Here is a 16182-nt window from a genome sequence, read left to right on the forward strand (position 1 = left end):
TCAGCCCAGGAGCCGGTGGCGGGTAATACTGGCTTCCCTGCCCGCCCCTACACCAATGGCGCTGATCCGCGTGCGAGCCAGTTCTTCTATGCGCAAGACGTAGTCCTGTGCCGCCTGGGGCAGGTCCTCAAAGCGCCGCACGCCGGTGATGTCTTCGCTCCAGCCGGGCAACTCTTCATAGACCGGCTTAGCGTGATGGAAGCCGGTTTGAGTTAGAGGCATTTCCTCGGTGCGTTCGCCGTCCACGTCATAGGCCACGCAAACCGGGATGGTCTCGTGGCCGGTGAGCACGTCCAATTTGGTCATCACCAGGTCAGTCAGGCCGTTGACGCGGCAGGCGTAGCGGGTAACTACGGCGTCGTGCCAACCGCAGCGGCGCGGGCGTCCGGTGGTGACGCCGTATTCGCCGCCTTCCTCGCGCAGGCGCTCTCCAGCGGCGTCGGTCAGCTCGGTGGGGAAGGGCCCCTCCCCTACGCGGGTGGTGTAGGCCTTAACCACGCCGACTACGGCGTCGATGCGGGTGGGGCCCACGCCAGTGCCGGTGCAGGCGCCGCCGGCGGTGGGGTTGGAGGAGGTGACAAAGGGGTAGGTGCCGTGGTCGATGTCCAGCATGGTGGCTTGGCCGGCTTCAAAGAGCACGGTTTTGCCTGCATCCAGGGCGTCGTTGAGGACCAGCGAGCAGTCGATCACCATGGGTTTGACGCGCTCGGCATAGGCCAGCAGGTCGTCGGCCACTTGGTCGGGGTCGACGGCGGGACGGTTGAAGATCTTGAGGAACAGGCCGTTCTTCTGCCCCAGTGCGGCGTGGACTTTCTGCCGCAGGATGGACTCGTCGAAGAGGTCTTGCATGCGGATGCCTACGCGGTTCATCTTGTCTGCGTAGGTGGGGCCGATGCCGCGTCCGGTGGTGCCGATCTGGCGGGCGCCGAGGAAACGCTCGGTGGTGCGGTCTAAGACGCGGTTGTAAGAGGGGATGAGGTGGGCATTAGCGCTGATACGCAGGGAGGATGCGTCTTTGCCGCGCGCCTCGATTTCTGCGATCTCTTGGAAGAGGACTTCTAGGTCCACCACGACGCCGTTGCCAATGACCGGCACGACGCCGGGGGTGAGCACGCCCGCGGGTAGGAGGTGGAAGGCGAATTTTTCGCCGTCGATGACGACGGTGTGGCCGGCGTTGTTGCCGCCGTTGAATTTGACGACGTAGTCGACGTCTTGGCCGAGTTGGTCTACGGCCTTTCCCTTGCCTTCGTCACCCCATTGGGTTCCAACTACCACGACCGATGGCATGGCTGCTCCCTGTCTTTGATGGTGGCGCGACGGCGGTCACGCCCTGAAGGAGCCTACCGGAGTGCTGCCCGCTGGCGCTGCCGAGCCCAAAGCTTGGGCTGAGCTTGACGCCGGCAGGGTGACGTACGCACCATGACAAAGGATTGCCAGCCTAACTGATTCTCATTATCGTTTTCAGTATGAGAACACATGCGTACTCCCGTTCCCTGGCCCTGTCATCGGCCATCGCCCTGACACTGTCCCTGGCCGCCTGCGGCAGCAATGGCAAGACCACTTCCAGCAGCGCTACAGCCACTGCGGCAGCCTCCGCCGCAGCCACCCAGGCCGCCTCCGAGGCTCCCACCGAGGTTAAGGACCTGGACCCGCGCGCAGCAATTGCTTACGACGGCGGCATCTTGGTGATTGACACTGCCAGCGGCAAGACCGTGGCGGACATCAAGAAGGAAGGCTTCCTGCGCCTGAACCCCGCCGGGGACAACCGCCATGCGATCGTTACCTCCTCCGCCGGTTTTGAGGTGCTGGACCTAGGCCTGATCCTCCAGCCTCACGGGGACCACTTCCACTACTACACCTCCACCCCCAAGCTCACCGGCTCCGTCGTCGCCGCAGACAAGGCCGGGCACGTCGTCACCAATGCCGGACGCACTGCACTATTCGCGGACGGCACCGGCACCGTGACCAGCTTTGACCTCAAGGCCCTGGAGGACGGCCAGCTCAGCAAAGAGGAACTGACCGAGTTCAAGACGGCCACGCCGCATCACGGCGTCGCTGTGCCGCTTAGCAACGGCAACACCTTGGTAACCGAGGGCACTGCGGAAGAGCGCCACACCGTTCACGAGCGCAAGCCTGATGGCAGCTTCGCCGCTGAAACCACCGACTGCCCCGGCGTTCACGGTGAGGCCACTGCTAAAGGCGAGGATGTGGCCAGCTTCGGCTGCACCAACGGCTCAGTGGTATTCAGCGGCGGCCAGTTCCACAAGGTTTCTGTGCCTGAGGAGTACCAGCGTTCCGGCAACCAGTTCGGTCACCACGACTCCCCCTACGTGCTGACGGACTACAAGACCGTCAAACCGGTTGAGGGAGCCGACCCGGAGCACCCCACCAAAGTGGGCATTATCAACACCACTGACGCCACCACCACGACTGTTGAGCTGGGCTCGGCGTACTGGTTCCGTTCCTTCGGGCGAGGGGCCGCCGGTGAGGGCGTGGTGCTCACCAATGACGGCAAGCTCAACATTATCGATATGGCTAGCGCCACGGTAACCAAGCAGGTTGATGTGGTGACCCCTTGGACGGAGAACGCCAAGTGGCAGGAGCCGGGGCCGAATGTGAAGACCGTCGGGGACTTTGCCTATGTCACGGATCCGGCCACCAAGAAGCTGCACATTGTGCAGATCTCCGAGGGCAGGCTGCTTACTAGCCTGGACTTGGGCGTGGTGCCCAACGAGATGGTGGTGATCGACGCCGAGGTCAGCCAGGCCGCAGGCCACGAGCACAAGCACGAGGGCGAGGCGGATCATAAGCACGAGGGCGAAGCAGGCCACGACCACGACCACAAAGGCTGAGGCTGCCCGCAGTTTCTCCTCCAGCGCTTAGTGCCAACAGGCAGGTGCCCCGCTCTTCTCTCCGGGCGGGGCACCTGCCTGTTTCCGCATATTGCCGCCAACTATGCCGCTGCCCCCGCTTATTCTCTTTGTCCTCCGGGCCGCCAGGAGCGCACGAGCCCTGCGGCCACTCGCGCTGCCAGCAACCCCGCCAGCAGCGCAGTGGCTGCTGTTATGAGCAGGCCACCACGGATGAAAGCCGGACGCGCCTGCCACATATATGCATCCGCCGCCCCGTAGGCAAGCTCCATCCCCAGGGAGGCGGCCCGGTAGACGAGCACCCCTAGTACCCCGGCTGTCAGCAGAGGTACTGCTGTGGCCCAGGCGGCGGCACCGGCAGACAGGGAGCGACTGCTGGTGACCGAGCCGATGGGTGCCAGGGTGGTGCTAAGTGCTCGGTGATCGGCTACGACTGTCAGGGCCAGTGCGATAAACAGTCCACCGAGCCCGATAGCTCCCAGCAGCATCACCCAGGAGGCGTCCAGCTGGACATCCGCACCGGATTCCGCCCAGGAAGAGTGTTCGGAAACCACGGCTCCTGGAAGCTTTTGCGTGAAGATCTCTTGGAGTGCATCTACATCCAGGTTCTGGCGGCTGCGGGAGACCAGGAGGATCTTGACAGTGCCTTCTGGCTGCGCCCCTGGTTCCTGCGCGAACGCCGGGGCGCTAAGCAGCGAGGATGCCGTCACCGTCGCCGCGCTAGCGCCGTCACTGAGGTAGCGGTGGAAGGGACTGGTGATCTGCACCGTTGCCGGGTCTACCTCAGTGCCACAGGGCAGTTCCAAGCTCTCCAGCACCGGGCATGCCGCCGTGAGGAAGACCTTTGGTTCCCCACCTTGACGTTCGTCCACCAGATTGGTTTTGACTACCCCGACGTCGTCGGGCAACTGATGTAGCAAGACGCTCAGGTCTCGGCGCTCGCCATCTCGAATGTCCAGGACCGTGGTGCCATAGGCCTGCCGGTTCTCCAGGGAGAGCATCTGGATACTGCCCATGGCTCCCGCCCACAGTTGCACCACACCGGCGATGATGAGCGCACAACATCACTACCCACTTGGGAGCTGCGCAAGGACTGATGCTGCAGCACCCTGCCGCCCACGATCATGCTGGGGGCAGGTAGTCGCTGACCAATTTGTGCCAGTGCCTGTCCGCACAAGGCACAGACGCTAGATACCGGCGCCCAGGACAGAAGTGCGAGCGCCAAGGTGCACAGGGTCACAACATGCGGTTTGAATGGGCTGGCAGCCATCCAACTGGGAAGACATATTGCAGCCAGGAGAAGAAGCACCCAAACGGTTAGGACTGTTCCCCTGAGGCCCCATCGGCGTCGGCGCCCCAAGCTTCTGACCACGAGCCGCGCACAAACCGCCACCCCCACTGACAGCAGCAGCCCCAGTTAGGCAGGCAGGTAAGTGTTCGCCCAGATCGGTCCAGGCCAGTTGGCGCCGCTGCAGGCCCATGGTGGCGAGCATGGCCCCAAGCCCGCGCAGATGCTCCGCACCGATGGCCGCGCCCACCGCCACCGTCAGCAGCCCTGGCAGCACGACCCCAATTAGGAGGACTGCCGCAGAACGCGACAACGGTGCGCCGTACAAGTAGCCGACGCCGTGTAGCAGCACGGCGTCAGCTGAACCGAATCCGGTCACAGGCATCATCATCTGGGCCTGGAACGTTCCGGGGACAGGCCGGAAGTAGACGCGACGCTCCGTAGGCGTCTCCAAAGCCACCCGGTCAATGGTGCCTACCACTTGGCCGAAACTGTTGGCCCGAGGCCCGCGCAGCTCCTCTGCCAGCTGCGGTGATACCAGCGCTCCTCCAGGCTCAGGCCAATGGCTGATCCCCGGGGGCAGAGGGGCATCAGCGGTCAGGGGCTCGATCACCGCCAGGAATACCGGGTGGTCGTCGATGCTTGCGTAGGCGTGCTGATAGAGGAGCTTGGCTGCGGTGGGATCAGTAGCGATCACAGGCGCCGCAGCAGCAGATCTGTTCTCCCGCAGCGTCACGGAGGAACTCAGGACGCATAAGGCGATCAGTCCGAGGCAGGTGAGTAATGTGCCGATGGCTGCCACGTACAAAGCCCCTTTGAAGCCTGCACGGCGGTGCTGCACACGGAGAGCTCGCGCCAGGCGGGCCAGGCCGGTGAGCTGGTCCGAGCTCATGAGGCTTCTCCGTTCAGGTGGCTTCCCTCCAAGGTCAGGACCCGGTCCGTAGTGTCGGCAACAGCTTGGTCGTGGCTGACCACTAGCAGGCCGCAACCGCGACGGCGTACCTGGTCTAGCAGGAGGTCCATGACCACCTGCCGGTTGCCGGAGTCCAAGGAGGCGGTGGGCTCGTCTGCCAGTAGAAGACTCGGGGAGTTGATAAGCGCGCGGGCGATAGCCACGCGTTGCTGCTCACCTCCTGACATTGCGTCGACGGGCCGCTCCAGGCTTCCCACGCCAAGCTCATCAAGCAAAGTGGTGGCACGCTCGCGGGCCTGGGGTCCAGGGGTTCCAGCCACAAGCGCCGGCAGGATGGTGTTCTCCAAGGGGCTAAGTGCTGCCAGGAGGTGACTGTCCTGAAAGACCACGCCGATTTCTTGACGCCGCAGGCGCGTGATTTCTCGGCCTAGGCCGCCCCGTACCGTCGCACCTTTGACGCGCACTGTTCCCGCCGTGGGCTTGAGCAGCCCAAGGATGATGGACAGGAGTGTGGACTTGCCGCTGCCAGATACTCCCATCACCGTGACTGCTTCTCCGGCCCGTACGGTGAGATTTACAGCATCCAACACGGTCTTGCCGGGGTAGGTGAAAGAGAGCCCCTCCACCTCCAGAAGCGCCGTCCTTGCGGGAGGCGGAGGGATCTCGACCATAGACACCTTCCTTGGTGTGTTGCCAATGAAACTCAGCCCCAGTGCGAGCACCGGTCAGGACCGTATTGGATATTGACGCAGGCACGCACGGCACATCGCAAGCAGGTATCTACAGTATCGCGCGTTGTCAGACTATTTCGCTGCCACCCCGCAGGCGGTCCATCACCCCGCGCTGCAGCAGCGCTATCAGGTAGGCGCCAAAGGCCACGCCCAGGAAGACCGTGAACCAGGCCAAGGGCGCCCAGGCGTCTGGAGCCAACCAGGCCAGCGTCACGGGGGCCGCCAGCACAAGCAGGCAGGCCACGGTCAGGTCCAGCCGCCCCACCGCCAAGCGCAGGGCATTGCTCAGGTGTGCGGGCAAGGTGTTGTCAAAGACGGCGCTCAGCGGGACCAGCCACACCAGCACCCCCAGCAGCACTACCAGCCCAGCCAGCAGCAGACCGCTCAGCCCGCCACCTACAGTGGCCGACGTCGTCGACCCCAACAGTCGGGCCTCCCACAGCCCCAGCGCCAGCAATCCCAGCAAAGGCAGCCACCAGCCCAAGGACTGACGCAGCGCCCCGCTAAAAGCCCGCCACCAGGTGCGCAGCACGTAGCCCTCCTCTTCACGCACCATATCTGCCACCACGCGAGCACAAGCTGTCAGGGAAGCACCTGCCGTCACCACCGGGAGGCAGCCCAGGAGCGTCAGCACATTGACTATCACCAGGTCGGCGGCGGCACTATAGGCGCGATAGAAGGGTGAATCCAGGTTCAGTAGGCGGGACACAGGACGATTCTCCAGTCCTTCGGAGGCCACCGCAAAAGGGGGCCGCGGCGGAAAACAACTGCCCGCCGTGAGCACGAGGAGAGTCGCGTGCTCACGGCGGGCAGGATCGGGCAGGGACGAGGTTCAGCCCTTGACGGCGCCAGCAGCAACGCCCTCAATGATGTGCTTCTGCCCGAACAGGTAGAAGATCACGATCGGGACGATCGCCAGCACCAGCATGGCCATCTGCGCACCCAGGTCCTTGTTGCCGTTGGAGCCGGTCAGGGCCTGGATGACGATCGGAATGGTCTTGTAGCGCTCGTCGTGGCCAATGACCAGATACGGCAGCAGGTAGTCGTTCCACACCCACATGGTGTTCAGGATTGCCACCGTCACAGCCGTGGGCTTGAGCAGCGGCATAACCACCTTGAAGTAGCTCTGCAGAGGGGAGCAGCCGTCCATATAGGCGGCTTCTTCAATTTCCATCGGAATGGACTTGATGAAGCCCGCGAACAGGAACACGGACAGTGCTCCACCGAATCCTAGGTAGAGCGCAATCATGCCCCACGGCGTCGCCAACCCAAGCGTGTCAGCCACCTTAGAGGTGGGGAACATGACCAGCTGGAAGGGAGCGATCATGGAGAAGGCAAAGACGTAGTAGATCAGCGAGGTCCACCAGGTCTTCACTCGCGTGATGTAGTAGGCGGTCATTGCCGTCAGGAACACAATCACGGCCACTGAGCCGACGGTGATGAACAAAGACCAACCAATGGCGCGGGCGAAGCCTTGGAGCTTCAGACCGTTGGCGTAGTTAGTGACGCCCGCAAAAGTCTCTCCCATGGGGATCGAGAAGGGGCTGTTAGAGATGAAGAAACGTCCCTTGAAGGAGTTGAACAGGATGAATAACAGCGGCACCATCCAGATCAGGGACAGCACCGACAGCAAAGCTGTCAGCAGGTTCTTGCCCACCTTCTTCTCCGCCGGAGCAACCACCTGTGCGGAATTGCTCGCGGCGACGGCGTCGGTCTTGGTGGCAGTTACGGCGGCGCTCATGCGTCGACCTCCTTCGCACGAGTGGCGCGCAGCTGGATAAGCGCGATAGCAGAGACAATCAGGAAGAAGATGACGGCCTCCGCCTGGGCCACACCCATGCGGCCCCGTAGGTTGTACATGGTCTTGTAGATGTTCAGCGCAGCCATCGAGGTCTTCTCCAGGGGTGCGCCGTTAGTCAAGGCCAGGTTCTGGTCAAACATCTTGAAGGTGTTGGCCAGGGTCAAGAACAGGCAGATGGTAATCGAAGGCATAACCATTGGAATGGTCACGTTGCGCAGGGTCAGCCAGCCATCAGCACCATCGATCTGTGCAGCCTCAATGAGTTCCGGCGGCACGTTCTGCAAGCCCGCGATGTAGATAATCATCATGTAGCCCATCAGCTGCCAGTTAACCAGCATGATCAGGCCCGCCAAGCCCAGTCGCCAGTCGTTGACAATGGTCTGACCCCAGTACTTCAGGACGGCGTTAAGCATGACCTGCCAGGTGAAGCCCAGGACGATGCCGCCAATCAGGTTGGGCATGAAGAACACTGAGCGGAAAAAGTTAGTGCCCCTGAGCTTGCGAGTGAGCAGGTAAGCCAGGGTGAAGGCCCCTAGGTTCACGGTGATGATGGAGATCACCGAGACGATCACGGTGAAACCCAAGGCAGATAGGAAGCCAGAATCCGAGTCCAGGGCAGCAATGTAGTTGTCTATACCTACCCACTTGGCGTTATCGAGCGTCTTGAACTTGGTGAAGGACAGGTACAGGCCCATAAAGAACGGGACTATGAAGGCGATGAGGAAGGCCAGCAGGGTTGGCCCTACAAATATTGGGAAGTACTTCTTTAAAGCGCGGTTCATGATTCCTCTTGCCATGCCTGGCGTCATTGCCAGGATAGGAGTGGGTCTTGATTCGGTGGTGTGACGACGGCGCCCGACTAGGGCTTTGCCGGGCGCCGTCGTTTAGGGTAGCGCCGCGTGGGTCAGCGGATCACTTCTGAGACTTGCCCTTGGCCCAACCGGTAACGAAGTGGTCCTTCACCGCGTTCCAGTCTTCCTTGCCAGAGGCGTACTGCGCCAAGTGCTGGCCCAGCTGGTCCTTGAAGTCCTGGCTCGGGAAGGTCTGGAACACCCAGTTGATCGGGTACATGGTGTCCGCCTTCTTGATGTACCCAGCGAGCTCCTTGCCCAAGGGGTCGGCGGGGGTGAGGTCACCGAAGGACTTGTAGGGAGCCACGGAGACGACGGACTTGTCCACCAGCATCTTGGCCGCCTCAGCGTCGGTGAACAGCCAGTTGAGGAACTCCGTGCTGGCCTTCTTGGAGGCGTCCGAGGCCTTCGCGTTTACCGTCAGGTAGTTCTCTGTGCCCAGGGCAATGCCGGACTTGTCCTCACCCTCAACGCCCACGTAGATGGGCATGAAGTGGACGTCCTCCTCCTTGACGGTGTTGCCGGAAACCTCAGCGATCTGTGACCAGCCCCAGTTGCCGTTCTGCACGATGGCGGCCTTGCCGAGTGCGAACTCAGCCATGGAGTCGGTGACGGCCTTGCCGGAGGTGGCAGAAGGCTCAACGGTGGAGTTCTGCAGGTACAGGTCGAAGATCTGCTTGTAGTTGTCCGAGTAGGTGAGCTTGAGGTCCTTGGAGTCAGTGGCCTTGAGGTCCTTGAGCTCGTAGTAAACCGGGTAGTTGGCCAGGTGGGTCTGCCAACGCCAGTCCTCGCCGGGGGCCAGGGAAGTGCAGGCGAAGACGCCGTCGATGCCGAGCTCGGCCTTCTTGGCCTGCATGTCCTCGACGACCTCCTTGAGCTTGGCGAAGCCCTTGATCTCGTCAACGCTCTTGGCCTTGGCGCCCTCCATGGCAAAGTACTTGTCCAGGATCGCCTTGTTGTAGATCAGGCCGTAGCCCTCGGTGGCCAGCGGCACGCCGTAGATCTTGCCGTCATTGCCCTTGAGAGCCAGGGAGTCGTCAGTGAGGGCCTTAGCGGCCTCGGAGTCGGTGAGGTCAGAGGCGTAGTCTTCCCAGTTGGCCAGGCCGACGGGGCCGTTGACGTTGAAGATGGTCGGCGGGTCAGACTTGGCGACCTCAGCGGTGAGAGTCTCCTCGTACTTGCCGGATGCGGCGGTGACTACCTTGACCTCAACGCCCTTGGCCTTCTTGTAGGCCTCGGCCAGGGCCTTGAAGCCCTCCTCTGCCTCCGGCTTGAAGTTGAGCAGGTAGACGGAGCCGGTGCCGCCGTCGGAGCCACCGGAACCGCCTGAACCACCGGAGCTCTTGGAGCAGGCAGCCAGGGTTGTGGCGACTGCCATAGCAGCAGTTCCACCCAGCATCATTCGACGGGAGATGAGTTGCATGAGTGTCCTCCTTTGGACATCCGGGGCACGTGTTGGGGATCCGTGTGAGCGTCGGCTGAGAGCCGAGCGCCAGAGTGTGGTGCCGCCCCTATTCTTGCACATATACCTAAATCTTGCTGCAAGCTTTGCATGTCTGTGGTCCGCAGCACTCTATTGTGCCTCAGAACCCGCGGCTCCGCAGGCATATCAGACAGCTAGTCGCCACGGAAACAGCAGGGTCGGCCCCGGGGCCATCAGACCACCGGGACCGACCCTGCAGTTTTGAGCTCAGCAGCTCAGCTTCCCGACGCCGTCGGAGCGGCGCCGGGAAGCGGGCTCAGCGGCGGGCGGAGCCAACGGAGCCGAGGCGCTCACAGGCCTCGACGACGCGGGCAGCCATGCCCTCCTCAGCCAGCTTGCCCCAGGCGCGGGGGTCGTAGGCCTTCTTGTTGCCGACCTCGCCGTCGATCTTCAGCACGCCGTCGTAGTTCTTGAACATGTGGTCCACGATCGGGCGAGTGAAGGCGTACTGGGTGTCGGTGTCCACGTTCATCTTGATGACGCCGTTGCGCACCGCGGTAGCGATCTCCTCATCGGTGGAGCCGGAGCCACCGTGCATAACCAGGTCGAAGGGCATGTCCTTGCCCACCTGCGCACCGACCTTCTCCTGGATGTCACCGAGGATCTCGGGGCGCAGCTTCACGAAGCCAGGCTTGTAGGAGCCGTGCACGTTGCCGAAGGTCAGAGCGGTGATGTAGCGGCCGTTCTCGCCCAGGCCCAGGGCATCCACGGCAGCCTTAGCGGCCTCGGGGGTGGTGTAGAGGTTCTCGTTGATCTCACCGGTGATGCCGTCCTCTTCACCGCCGACCGCACCGATCTCAATCTCCAACACGGTGGTGGCAGCCTTGGAACGGGCCAGCATGTCCACGGCGATCTCGATGTTGTCCTCCAGGGACTCGGCAGAGCCGTCCCACATGTGGGAGTTGAACATCGGCTGCTCACCGCGCTTGGCCTGCTCGGCCTCGATCTCCAGCAGCGGGTGGATCCAGTCAGCCAGCAGCTTCTTGGGGCAGTGGTCGGTGTGCAGGCCGACGACACCGGGGTAGAGGTCACCGACGGCGCGCGCGTAGGTGGCAAAGGCGATGGAGCCCTTTACGCGGTCCAGGCGGGAGGAGCCGGACCAGTAGGCAGCACCACCGTTGGAGATCTGGATGATGCCGTCAGACTCAGCGTCGGCGAAGCCCTTGAGGGCAGCGGACAGGGTCTGGGACGAGGTGACGTTGATCGCGGGGACGGCGTACTTGCCGGCCTTAGCGCGGTCAAGCATGTCGTTGTAGGTCTCCTGGGTTGCGATGGCCACTGGGTGCCTCCTGGTAGTGAGTTCAGTTGCAGTGATGCGTGCCTGATTGTTTCACGTTTCGGCGTCGCGTGAGCACGGCTGTTGGTCCTGTATCAGGACGTGGGCTCTCCACCGTGCTGCAGAACCCAGCTGTGCATTGCGACGGCGGCCGCAGCGGCCACGTTGATTGAGCGGGTAGAGCCGTACTGCCCGATCCGCAGCAGGCGGCTGGCCCCAGCCAGCAGTTCTGCGCTTATGCCCTCTCCTTCGGAACCAAAGATCATGAGGCAACGCTGCGGCATCGCTGCCCGCTCAATGAGCTCCGCACCGGGACCGTTGTCTATAGCCACCACCTCGTAGTTGTGCTCCTGCGCCCAAGCCAGCAGGCTCGCGGGCTCGGCATGGTGGCGTACATCCAGGTAGCGGTTGGTGACCATGGCGCCACGCTTATTCCAACGGCGTCGCCCCACGATATGCACCCCGGCCACGTTGAAGGCGTTGGCGCTGCGCACGATCGAGCCAATATTGAGGTCCTGCGCGACGTTTTCTATCGCTACATGTAGCGGGTGGGCGCGGGCAGCCAGGTCAGCGCGGATCGCTTCCACGCTCCAATAGCGGTACTGGTCCACAACATTGCGGCGGTCGCCGTCGCGCAGCAGTTCGACGTCGTAGCGCGGGTCTGTGGGCCAGGCGGATACTCCGCCAGGCCAGGGACCGACGCCGACCTCGCGTATATCGGCAGGGGCGTCCACATCCGGTGGGAACTGGGCCCAGTAATCCGCCTGAGTCATGCAGAGCCTCCTGGCTTCTGCCTCATCTGCGCCGATTCCCGGAGCTTGGCGTAGAAGTCTCGCGGAACATCGAGTCTTATACCTACAGAGTAAGCAGAATATGCTCGCTCGCCCAATTTAAGAATAGAGGACCGATAAATATCCCCCTCCTCTAACCGACGTATTTTTGAATCGAAGGTGAAAGAATCCTTAAGGGTGTCGGCGAACCGCTCACTCGCCCAACCAAATTCAGAACCTTCAACGATCTGCCAGTGCGATAGTCTTGTCAGCAACCCGCACACCCAGTCCGCGAACTGAATACCAACATTGAGTCGACTATCAACATGGAGTGGCGCCTCAACAATACGTCGCATCTCCTCATGATCGCGCGAGGGCCTAGAGCGACTGTAGATATGTGCATACATTTGAGCTACTAGCTCCTGTCGACTCTTCTCCGTGATCGCATCCATCAGGACGAGAAGCTCTTCACTCTGATTCTCTGCATAAGTACACAGTCTATTGATAGTTTCCCGCAGGGCTTTTACCGTCCGCGTACCTGAATCCTCGCCAGTCTGTTTTAGGGTACCAATAGGTTTCTCGTCACCATAGAAAAAGAGTTTTCCTCCTTCTTTCTGCAGAGCACCCACAAGCGACCTAAAGACCCTTACCTGTTCTGGCCGTTTTTGAATGCTCCCCGTCGTAAAGTATTCAGACCCCTTCTTCTCCCATTGATGCGGAGAAGGCGCGGCAAGGATATCGGTCTTAAATAAGCGATCTCTCGCGACCTTGAACCGAGCACCAAAAGACCTGACGCTAGCGGCAGGAAGGACATATCCCGCATATCCGAACACCGGGTGCTGACCGTACTTCGGGTGCCCGGCACGAACAAATGGGCCAATATGGCCAAACTCATCAAGGTATGCGATCAGCACTGAGTTCCCCTTGTTCAACTGGCATACCAGTTCCGGTCATGCAGAAGCCCGCGCACATGGCGCGGGCTCCGAAGTGGCGCGCGCCCCGTATCTCAAGGGTCGCTACCGTTGTAAACTTTAACGCCTACTACCAGTCGGGTTCAAGTGTGCAGAAGCTCAGGCTAGGCCTAGGTCCGCTAGGCCCAGAGCGGCGTAGTACGGCAGTCCAGCAACCTCAATACGCTCCTGGGCGCCAGTCGCCCGGTCCACGATCACGGCCACAGCCAACACTTCCGCACCGGCCTCACGCAGGGCTTCCACCGCTTCCAGCGGGGAGCCACCGGTGGTGGAAGTGTCCTCCAGCACCACCACCTTGCGTCCTGCCACCTCCGGACCTTCGATACGGCGCTTCATGCCATGGTCTTTAGCGGCTTTACGCACCACAAAGGCATCCAAGTCCAAGCCGCGCGACGCCGCCGCGTGCAGCATGGCGGTGGCCACCGGGTCCGCCCCCATGGTCAGACCACCAACCGCACAGACCTCATCCGGCCATAGCCCAGCCTCTTCCAGCAGGTCCAGCATCACGTGACCAATCAGCGGCGCCGCCTCATGGTGGAGGGTGGCGCGGCGCATATCCACGTAGAAGTCGGACTCCAGGCCCGATGCCAAGGTCACTTTGCCGCGCACCACCGCCAGCTCGTTGACCAGTTCAGCTAAGCGGGCGCGGGGAGAATCATTGCTGCTCACGCAACCAGGCTAGCGGCTGCCGGCGGCGTCGAGCACCAACTACCAGCAGCCGCTGCCCCCTAGGCTTTACCCCTCACGCCAAAGCGGCGATTGCAGCCTCATAGTCGGGCTCGTTGGCGGTCTCCCCCACCTGCTCCTGGTGCAGCACGGTGCCGTCAACGTCCAGCACCACCACAGAGCGCGAAAGCAGGCCCTCCAGCGGACCATCACTCATGGTTACGCCGTAGTCCTTACCGAAGGTGGAGCGGAAAGCGGAGGCGGTAACCACCTGGTCAATGCCCTCAGCACCGCAGAACCGGGCCGCTGCGAAGGGCAGGTCCATGGAGATGCACAGGACGGTGGTGTTCTCTAGCGCGGCAGCGCTTTCGTTGAATTTGCGCACGCTCATGGCGCAGACGCCGGTGTCAATGGAGGGGAAGATATTCAGCACTACGCGGCGGCCTGCCAGATCCTGGCTGCTGACCGGCGCCAGGTCCGCCCCTACCAGTTCAAAGTCCGGCGCTTTGCTTCCGGTGGCAGGAAGAGTGCCGACGGTGTGAACAGGGGTACCACGTACAAGAATCTCAGCCATGGGCACATCATGGCCGTTGCTGCCACAACACACCAGGGGGCAATTTAGTGGAGATATCCCACTTGCTTCAGCGCTTCAGTACTGCAGGTCTGGCGAACTGTGCCCCGCCACTCGGCGCACAAACCAGCGCGGCGCCAGGCGCAGGGCGGCATTGGCACTGCGGTAACGCAGGCTGGGGGTGCAGAGCACCTGACCGCGGCGCACCGCCCTCAGAGCCTCTGCAACTACCTGCTCCGCCTCCAGCCAGACGGCGTCGGGCCAGTTCTCCTCCGGCATTCCAGCCCGCTCATGGAACTCGGTGCGGGTCAGGCCGGGGTGCACGGAGGTGGCGGTAACTCCCGTGCCGTGCAGCTCCGAGGCTAGGCCCTCAGTGAAGGTGCGCACCCAGGACTTGTGGGCGGCGTAGGTGCCCATGGCGGTCAGTGCCACCATGGAGGAGACGTTCACAATGGCGCCGTGCCCGCGCTCCACCATGCCCGGCACGGCTGCGTGGCTTAGTACCAGCACGGCACGCACCATGACATCTAGGGCGCGCAGTTCTTGGTCCAGCTTTCCCCCCACAAAAGCCTGGCCGACGGCGAAGCCCGCGTTGTTCACCAGCAGGTCCACGCAGCGCCCCTCCACATCCGCTGCCGTGTGGGGCACCGTCTCACAGGGCGCGCCACCAGAAACGAGCTGCGGGCGCTGCCCTAACGGCGCCCCGGCACGCAGGCGTGCGGACACCCGCTCTAGGTCTTCTGGGATGGAGAGATCGGCGGGCAGCACCTGCACCCCAACGCCAGCGGCTTGGCTAATCTCCGCTGCCAAGGTGTTCAGACGCTGCTCATTGCGCGCCACCAGCACCAGGTCATGCCCGGCGGTTGCTAACTGCCAGGCAAACTCTTCGCCAATGCCAGCGCTTGCCCCGGTGATTAAAGCGGTTCCCATGCCCCAAGATTAATGGTCGCCGCAGGCCCTCTGGTCATTAAGGCGCTTAGACGCCGGGACGCCGTCGGCGCTCATGCATCACCGACGGCGTCCCGGAGTCATTGCACCAGACTCAGCCCTTGACTGCACCCGCAGCTAGACCGGCCTGCCAGAAACGCTGCAGCACCAGGAAGAGCACCACCAGCGGCAGCACGCCAAAGAGCGCCCCCTGGAGCACGGCACCGTATACCGGGTCGAAGTAGGACATCATGCCGTACAGGCCCAGGGTGACGGGTTTGAGTTCCACATTGTTGGTCACCATCATCAGCGGCAGCAAGAAGTTGTTCCAGGTGGCCACAAAGATGAACAGGAAGATGGTCACCATTGCCGGAGCTAGCAGGCGCAGCACCATGGTGAAGAAGATGCGGAACTCGCCGGCGCCGTCGATCCGGGCGGCCTCCAGCAACTCATCAGGCACCGAAGCCTCCGCATACATGCGCCCCAGGAACACCCCAAAGGGGCTCACGCAAGAGGGAATGATGATGGACCAGATGGTGTCTGTCAGCCCTAGAGAGTGCATCACGATGTACAGCGGGATGGTTAGCAGAGAGATAGGCAGCAGCAGCCCCACCATCACGGTTCCCTGGAGCATATTGGAGCCCCGGAACTTGAACTTGCTCATGCCGTAGCCAGCCATGACGGAAATGAGCGTGCCCACCATGCCGGCCGCCGTCGAGTAGAAGACAGAGTTGGCCACCCAACGCCAGAACTGGCCGCCGGTCCACTCCATCAAAGCCTTGTAGTTGGCGGCAATGGAGTTATCGGCAAACCAGAAGCCGTTGGAGTTGAGCAGGTCGCCGTTGGACTTGGTGGAGGAAACCACCACCCAGTAGATCGGCACGATGAAGTACAACAGCACCAGGATCAGCACCACGCGGGTGATCACCTTGGTCATGGTGGAGGGTTCCAGCGACTGGGCGTGATCCGCTTTGGAGGGGTAGTACTCGCGGCCATCTGGCAGCTTGGCCACCTTGCGGCCACGCCGGGCTTTGGCAACAGTTGCAGTGCTCATTTTTGCTTCC

16 protein-coding genes are annotated in these 16182 nt (G+C 62.2%); 1 reads left to right on the top strand and 15 read right to left on the bottom strand.

The genetic code is table 11. From position 1 onward, the window contains the following. Window positions 1–1287 (bottom strand): adenylosuccinate synthase, encoded by a 1287-nt coding sequence (locus DR039_RS06030; RefSeq protein ID WP_111836511.1) that lies wholly within the window; start codon window positions 1285–1287, stop codon window positions 1–3. A 179-nt stretch (window positions 1288–1466) separates the two neighbouring features. Between DR039_RS06030 and DR039_RS06035 the strand changes: the two genes are divergently transcribed. Next, window positions 1467–2852 carry a hypothetical protein gene (locus DR039_RS06035; protein WP_174887825.1) on the top strand — a complete coding sequence of 462 codons (1386 nt, stop codon included), beginning with the start codon at window positions 1467–1469 and terminating at the stop codon, window positions 2850–2852. A 119-nt stretch (window positions 2853–2971) separates the two neighbouring features. On the opposite strand, the gene DR039_RS06040 is transcribed toward DR039_RS06035, so the two are convergent. From DR039_RS06040 to DR039_RS06105, 14 genes are all read right to left on the bottom strand, one after another. Then, on the bottom strand, window positions 2972–3886 hold the full coding sequence (locus DR039_RS06040) for a hypothetical protein (protein WP_126622343.1): 915 nt from the start codon (window positions 3884–3886) through the stop codon (window positions 2972–2974). Window positions 3887–4057: 171 nt separating this feature from the next. Then, a complete protein-coding gene (locus tag DR039_RS06045) occupies window positions 4058–5050 on the bottom strand; it encodes a hypothetical protein (RefSeq protein ID WP_111836513.1) in 993 nt (330 codons plus the stop codon). Continuing rightward, window positions 5047–5742, bottom strand: a complete 696-nt coding sequence (locus DR039_RS06050) for an ABC transporter ATP-binding protein (RefSeq protein WP_111836514.1) — start codon at window positions 5740–5742, stop codon at window positions 5047–5049. The genes DR039_RS06045 and DR039_RS06050 overlap by 4 nt, the downstream gene beginning before the upstream one ends. Window positions 5743–5869: 127 nt before the next feature. Then, complete coding sequence (locus DR039_RS06055; protein ID WP_111836515.1) at window positions 5870–6511, bottom strand: MusI family membrane protein; 642 nt, start codon at window positions 6509–6511, stop codon at window positions 5870–5872. 123 nt (window positions 6512–6634) lie between these two features. Further along, window positions 6635–7543: a carbohydrate ABC transporter permease gene (locus tag DR039_RS06060; protein WP_111836516.1), complete on the bottom strand. Its 909-nt coding sequence runs from the start codon at window positions 7541–7543 to the stop codon at window positions 6635–6637. Further along, window positions 7540–8385 (bottom strand): carbohydrate ABC transporter permease, encoded by an 846-nt coding sequence (locus tag DR039_RS06065; RefSeq protein WP_111836517.1) that lies wholly within the window; start codon window positions 8383–8385, stop codon window positions 7540–7542. The genes DR039_RS06060 and DR039_RS06065 overlap by 4 nt, the downstream gene beginning before the upstream one ends. Window positions 8386–8515: 130 nt before the next feature. Beyond that, complete coding sequence (locus DR039_RS06070) at window positions 8516–9877, bottom strand: ABC transporter substrate-binding protein (RefSeq protein WP_111836518.1); 1362 nt, start codon at window positions 9875–9877, stop codon at window positions 8516–8518. A 316-nt stretch (window positions 9878–10193) separates the two neighbouring features. Continuing rightward, window positions 10194–11216 (bottom strand): class II fructose-bisphosphate aldolase, encoded by a 1023-nt coding sequence (gene fbaA, locus DR039_RS06075; protein WP_111836519.1) that lies wholly within the window; start codon window positions 11214–11216, stop codon window positions 10194–10196. A 92-nt stretch (window positions 11217–11308) separates the two neighbouring features. Next, complete coding sequence (locus DR039_RS06080; RefSeq protein WP_111836520.1) at window positions 11309–11986, bottom strand: TrmH family RNA methyltransferase; 678 nt, start codon at window positions 11984–11986, stop codon at window positions 11309–11311. Continuing rightward, complete coding sequence (locus tag DR039_RS06085) at window positions 11983–12897, bottom strand: DUF3800 domain-containing protein (protein ID WP_170166923.1); 915 nt, start codon at window positions 12895–12897, stop codon at window positions 11983–11985. The genes DR039_RS06080 and DR039_RS06085 overlap by 4 nt, the downstream gene beginning before the upstream one ends. A 156-nt stretch (window positions 12898–13053) precedes the next feature. Next, a complete protein-coding gene (gene pyrE, locus DR039_RS06090; RefSeq protein WP_111836522.1) occupies window positions 13054–13623 on the bottom strand; it encodes an orotate phosphoribosyltransferase in 570 nt (189 codons plus the stop codon). Between the two features lie 73 nt (window positions 13624–13696). After that, on the bottom strand, window positions 13697–14194 hold the full coding sequence (tpx, locus tag DR039_RS06095; RefSeq protein WP_111836523.1) for a thiol peroxidase: 498 nt from the start codon (window positions 14192–14194) through the stop codon (window positions 13697–13699). 75 nt (window positions 14195–14269) lie between these two features. Then, window positions 14270–15121, bottom strand: coding sequence for an SDR family NAD(P)-dependent oxidoreductase (locus DR039_RS06100; protein ID WP_111836524.1), 852 nt, complete (start codon window positions 15119–15121; stop codon window positions 14270–14272). Window positions 15122–15233: 112 nt separating this feature from the next. After that, entirely contained in the window at window positions 15234–16172 is a 939-nt protein-coding gene (locus DR039_RS06105) for a carbohydrate ABC transporter permease (RefSeq protein WP_111836525.1), read from the bottom strand. Window positions 16173–16182 lie beyond the last annotated feature (10 nt).

The organism is Actinomyces bovis (genome assembly GCF_900444995.1).
GTDB classification, from domain to species: domain Bacteria; phylum Actinomycetota; class Actinomycetes; order Actinomycetales; family Actinomycetaceae; genus Actinomyces; species Actinomyces bovis.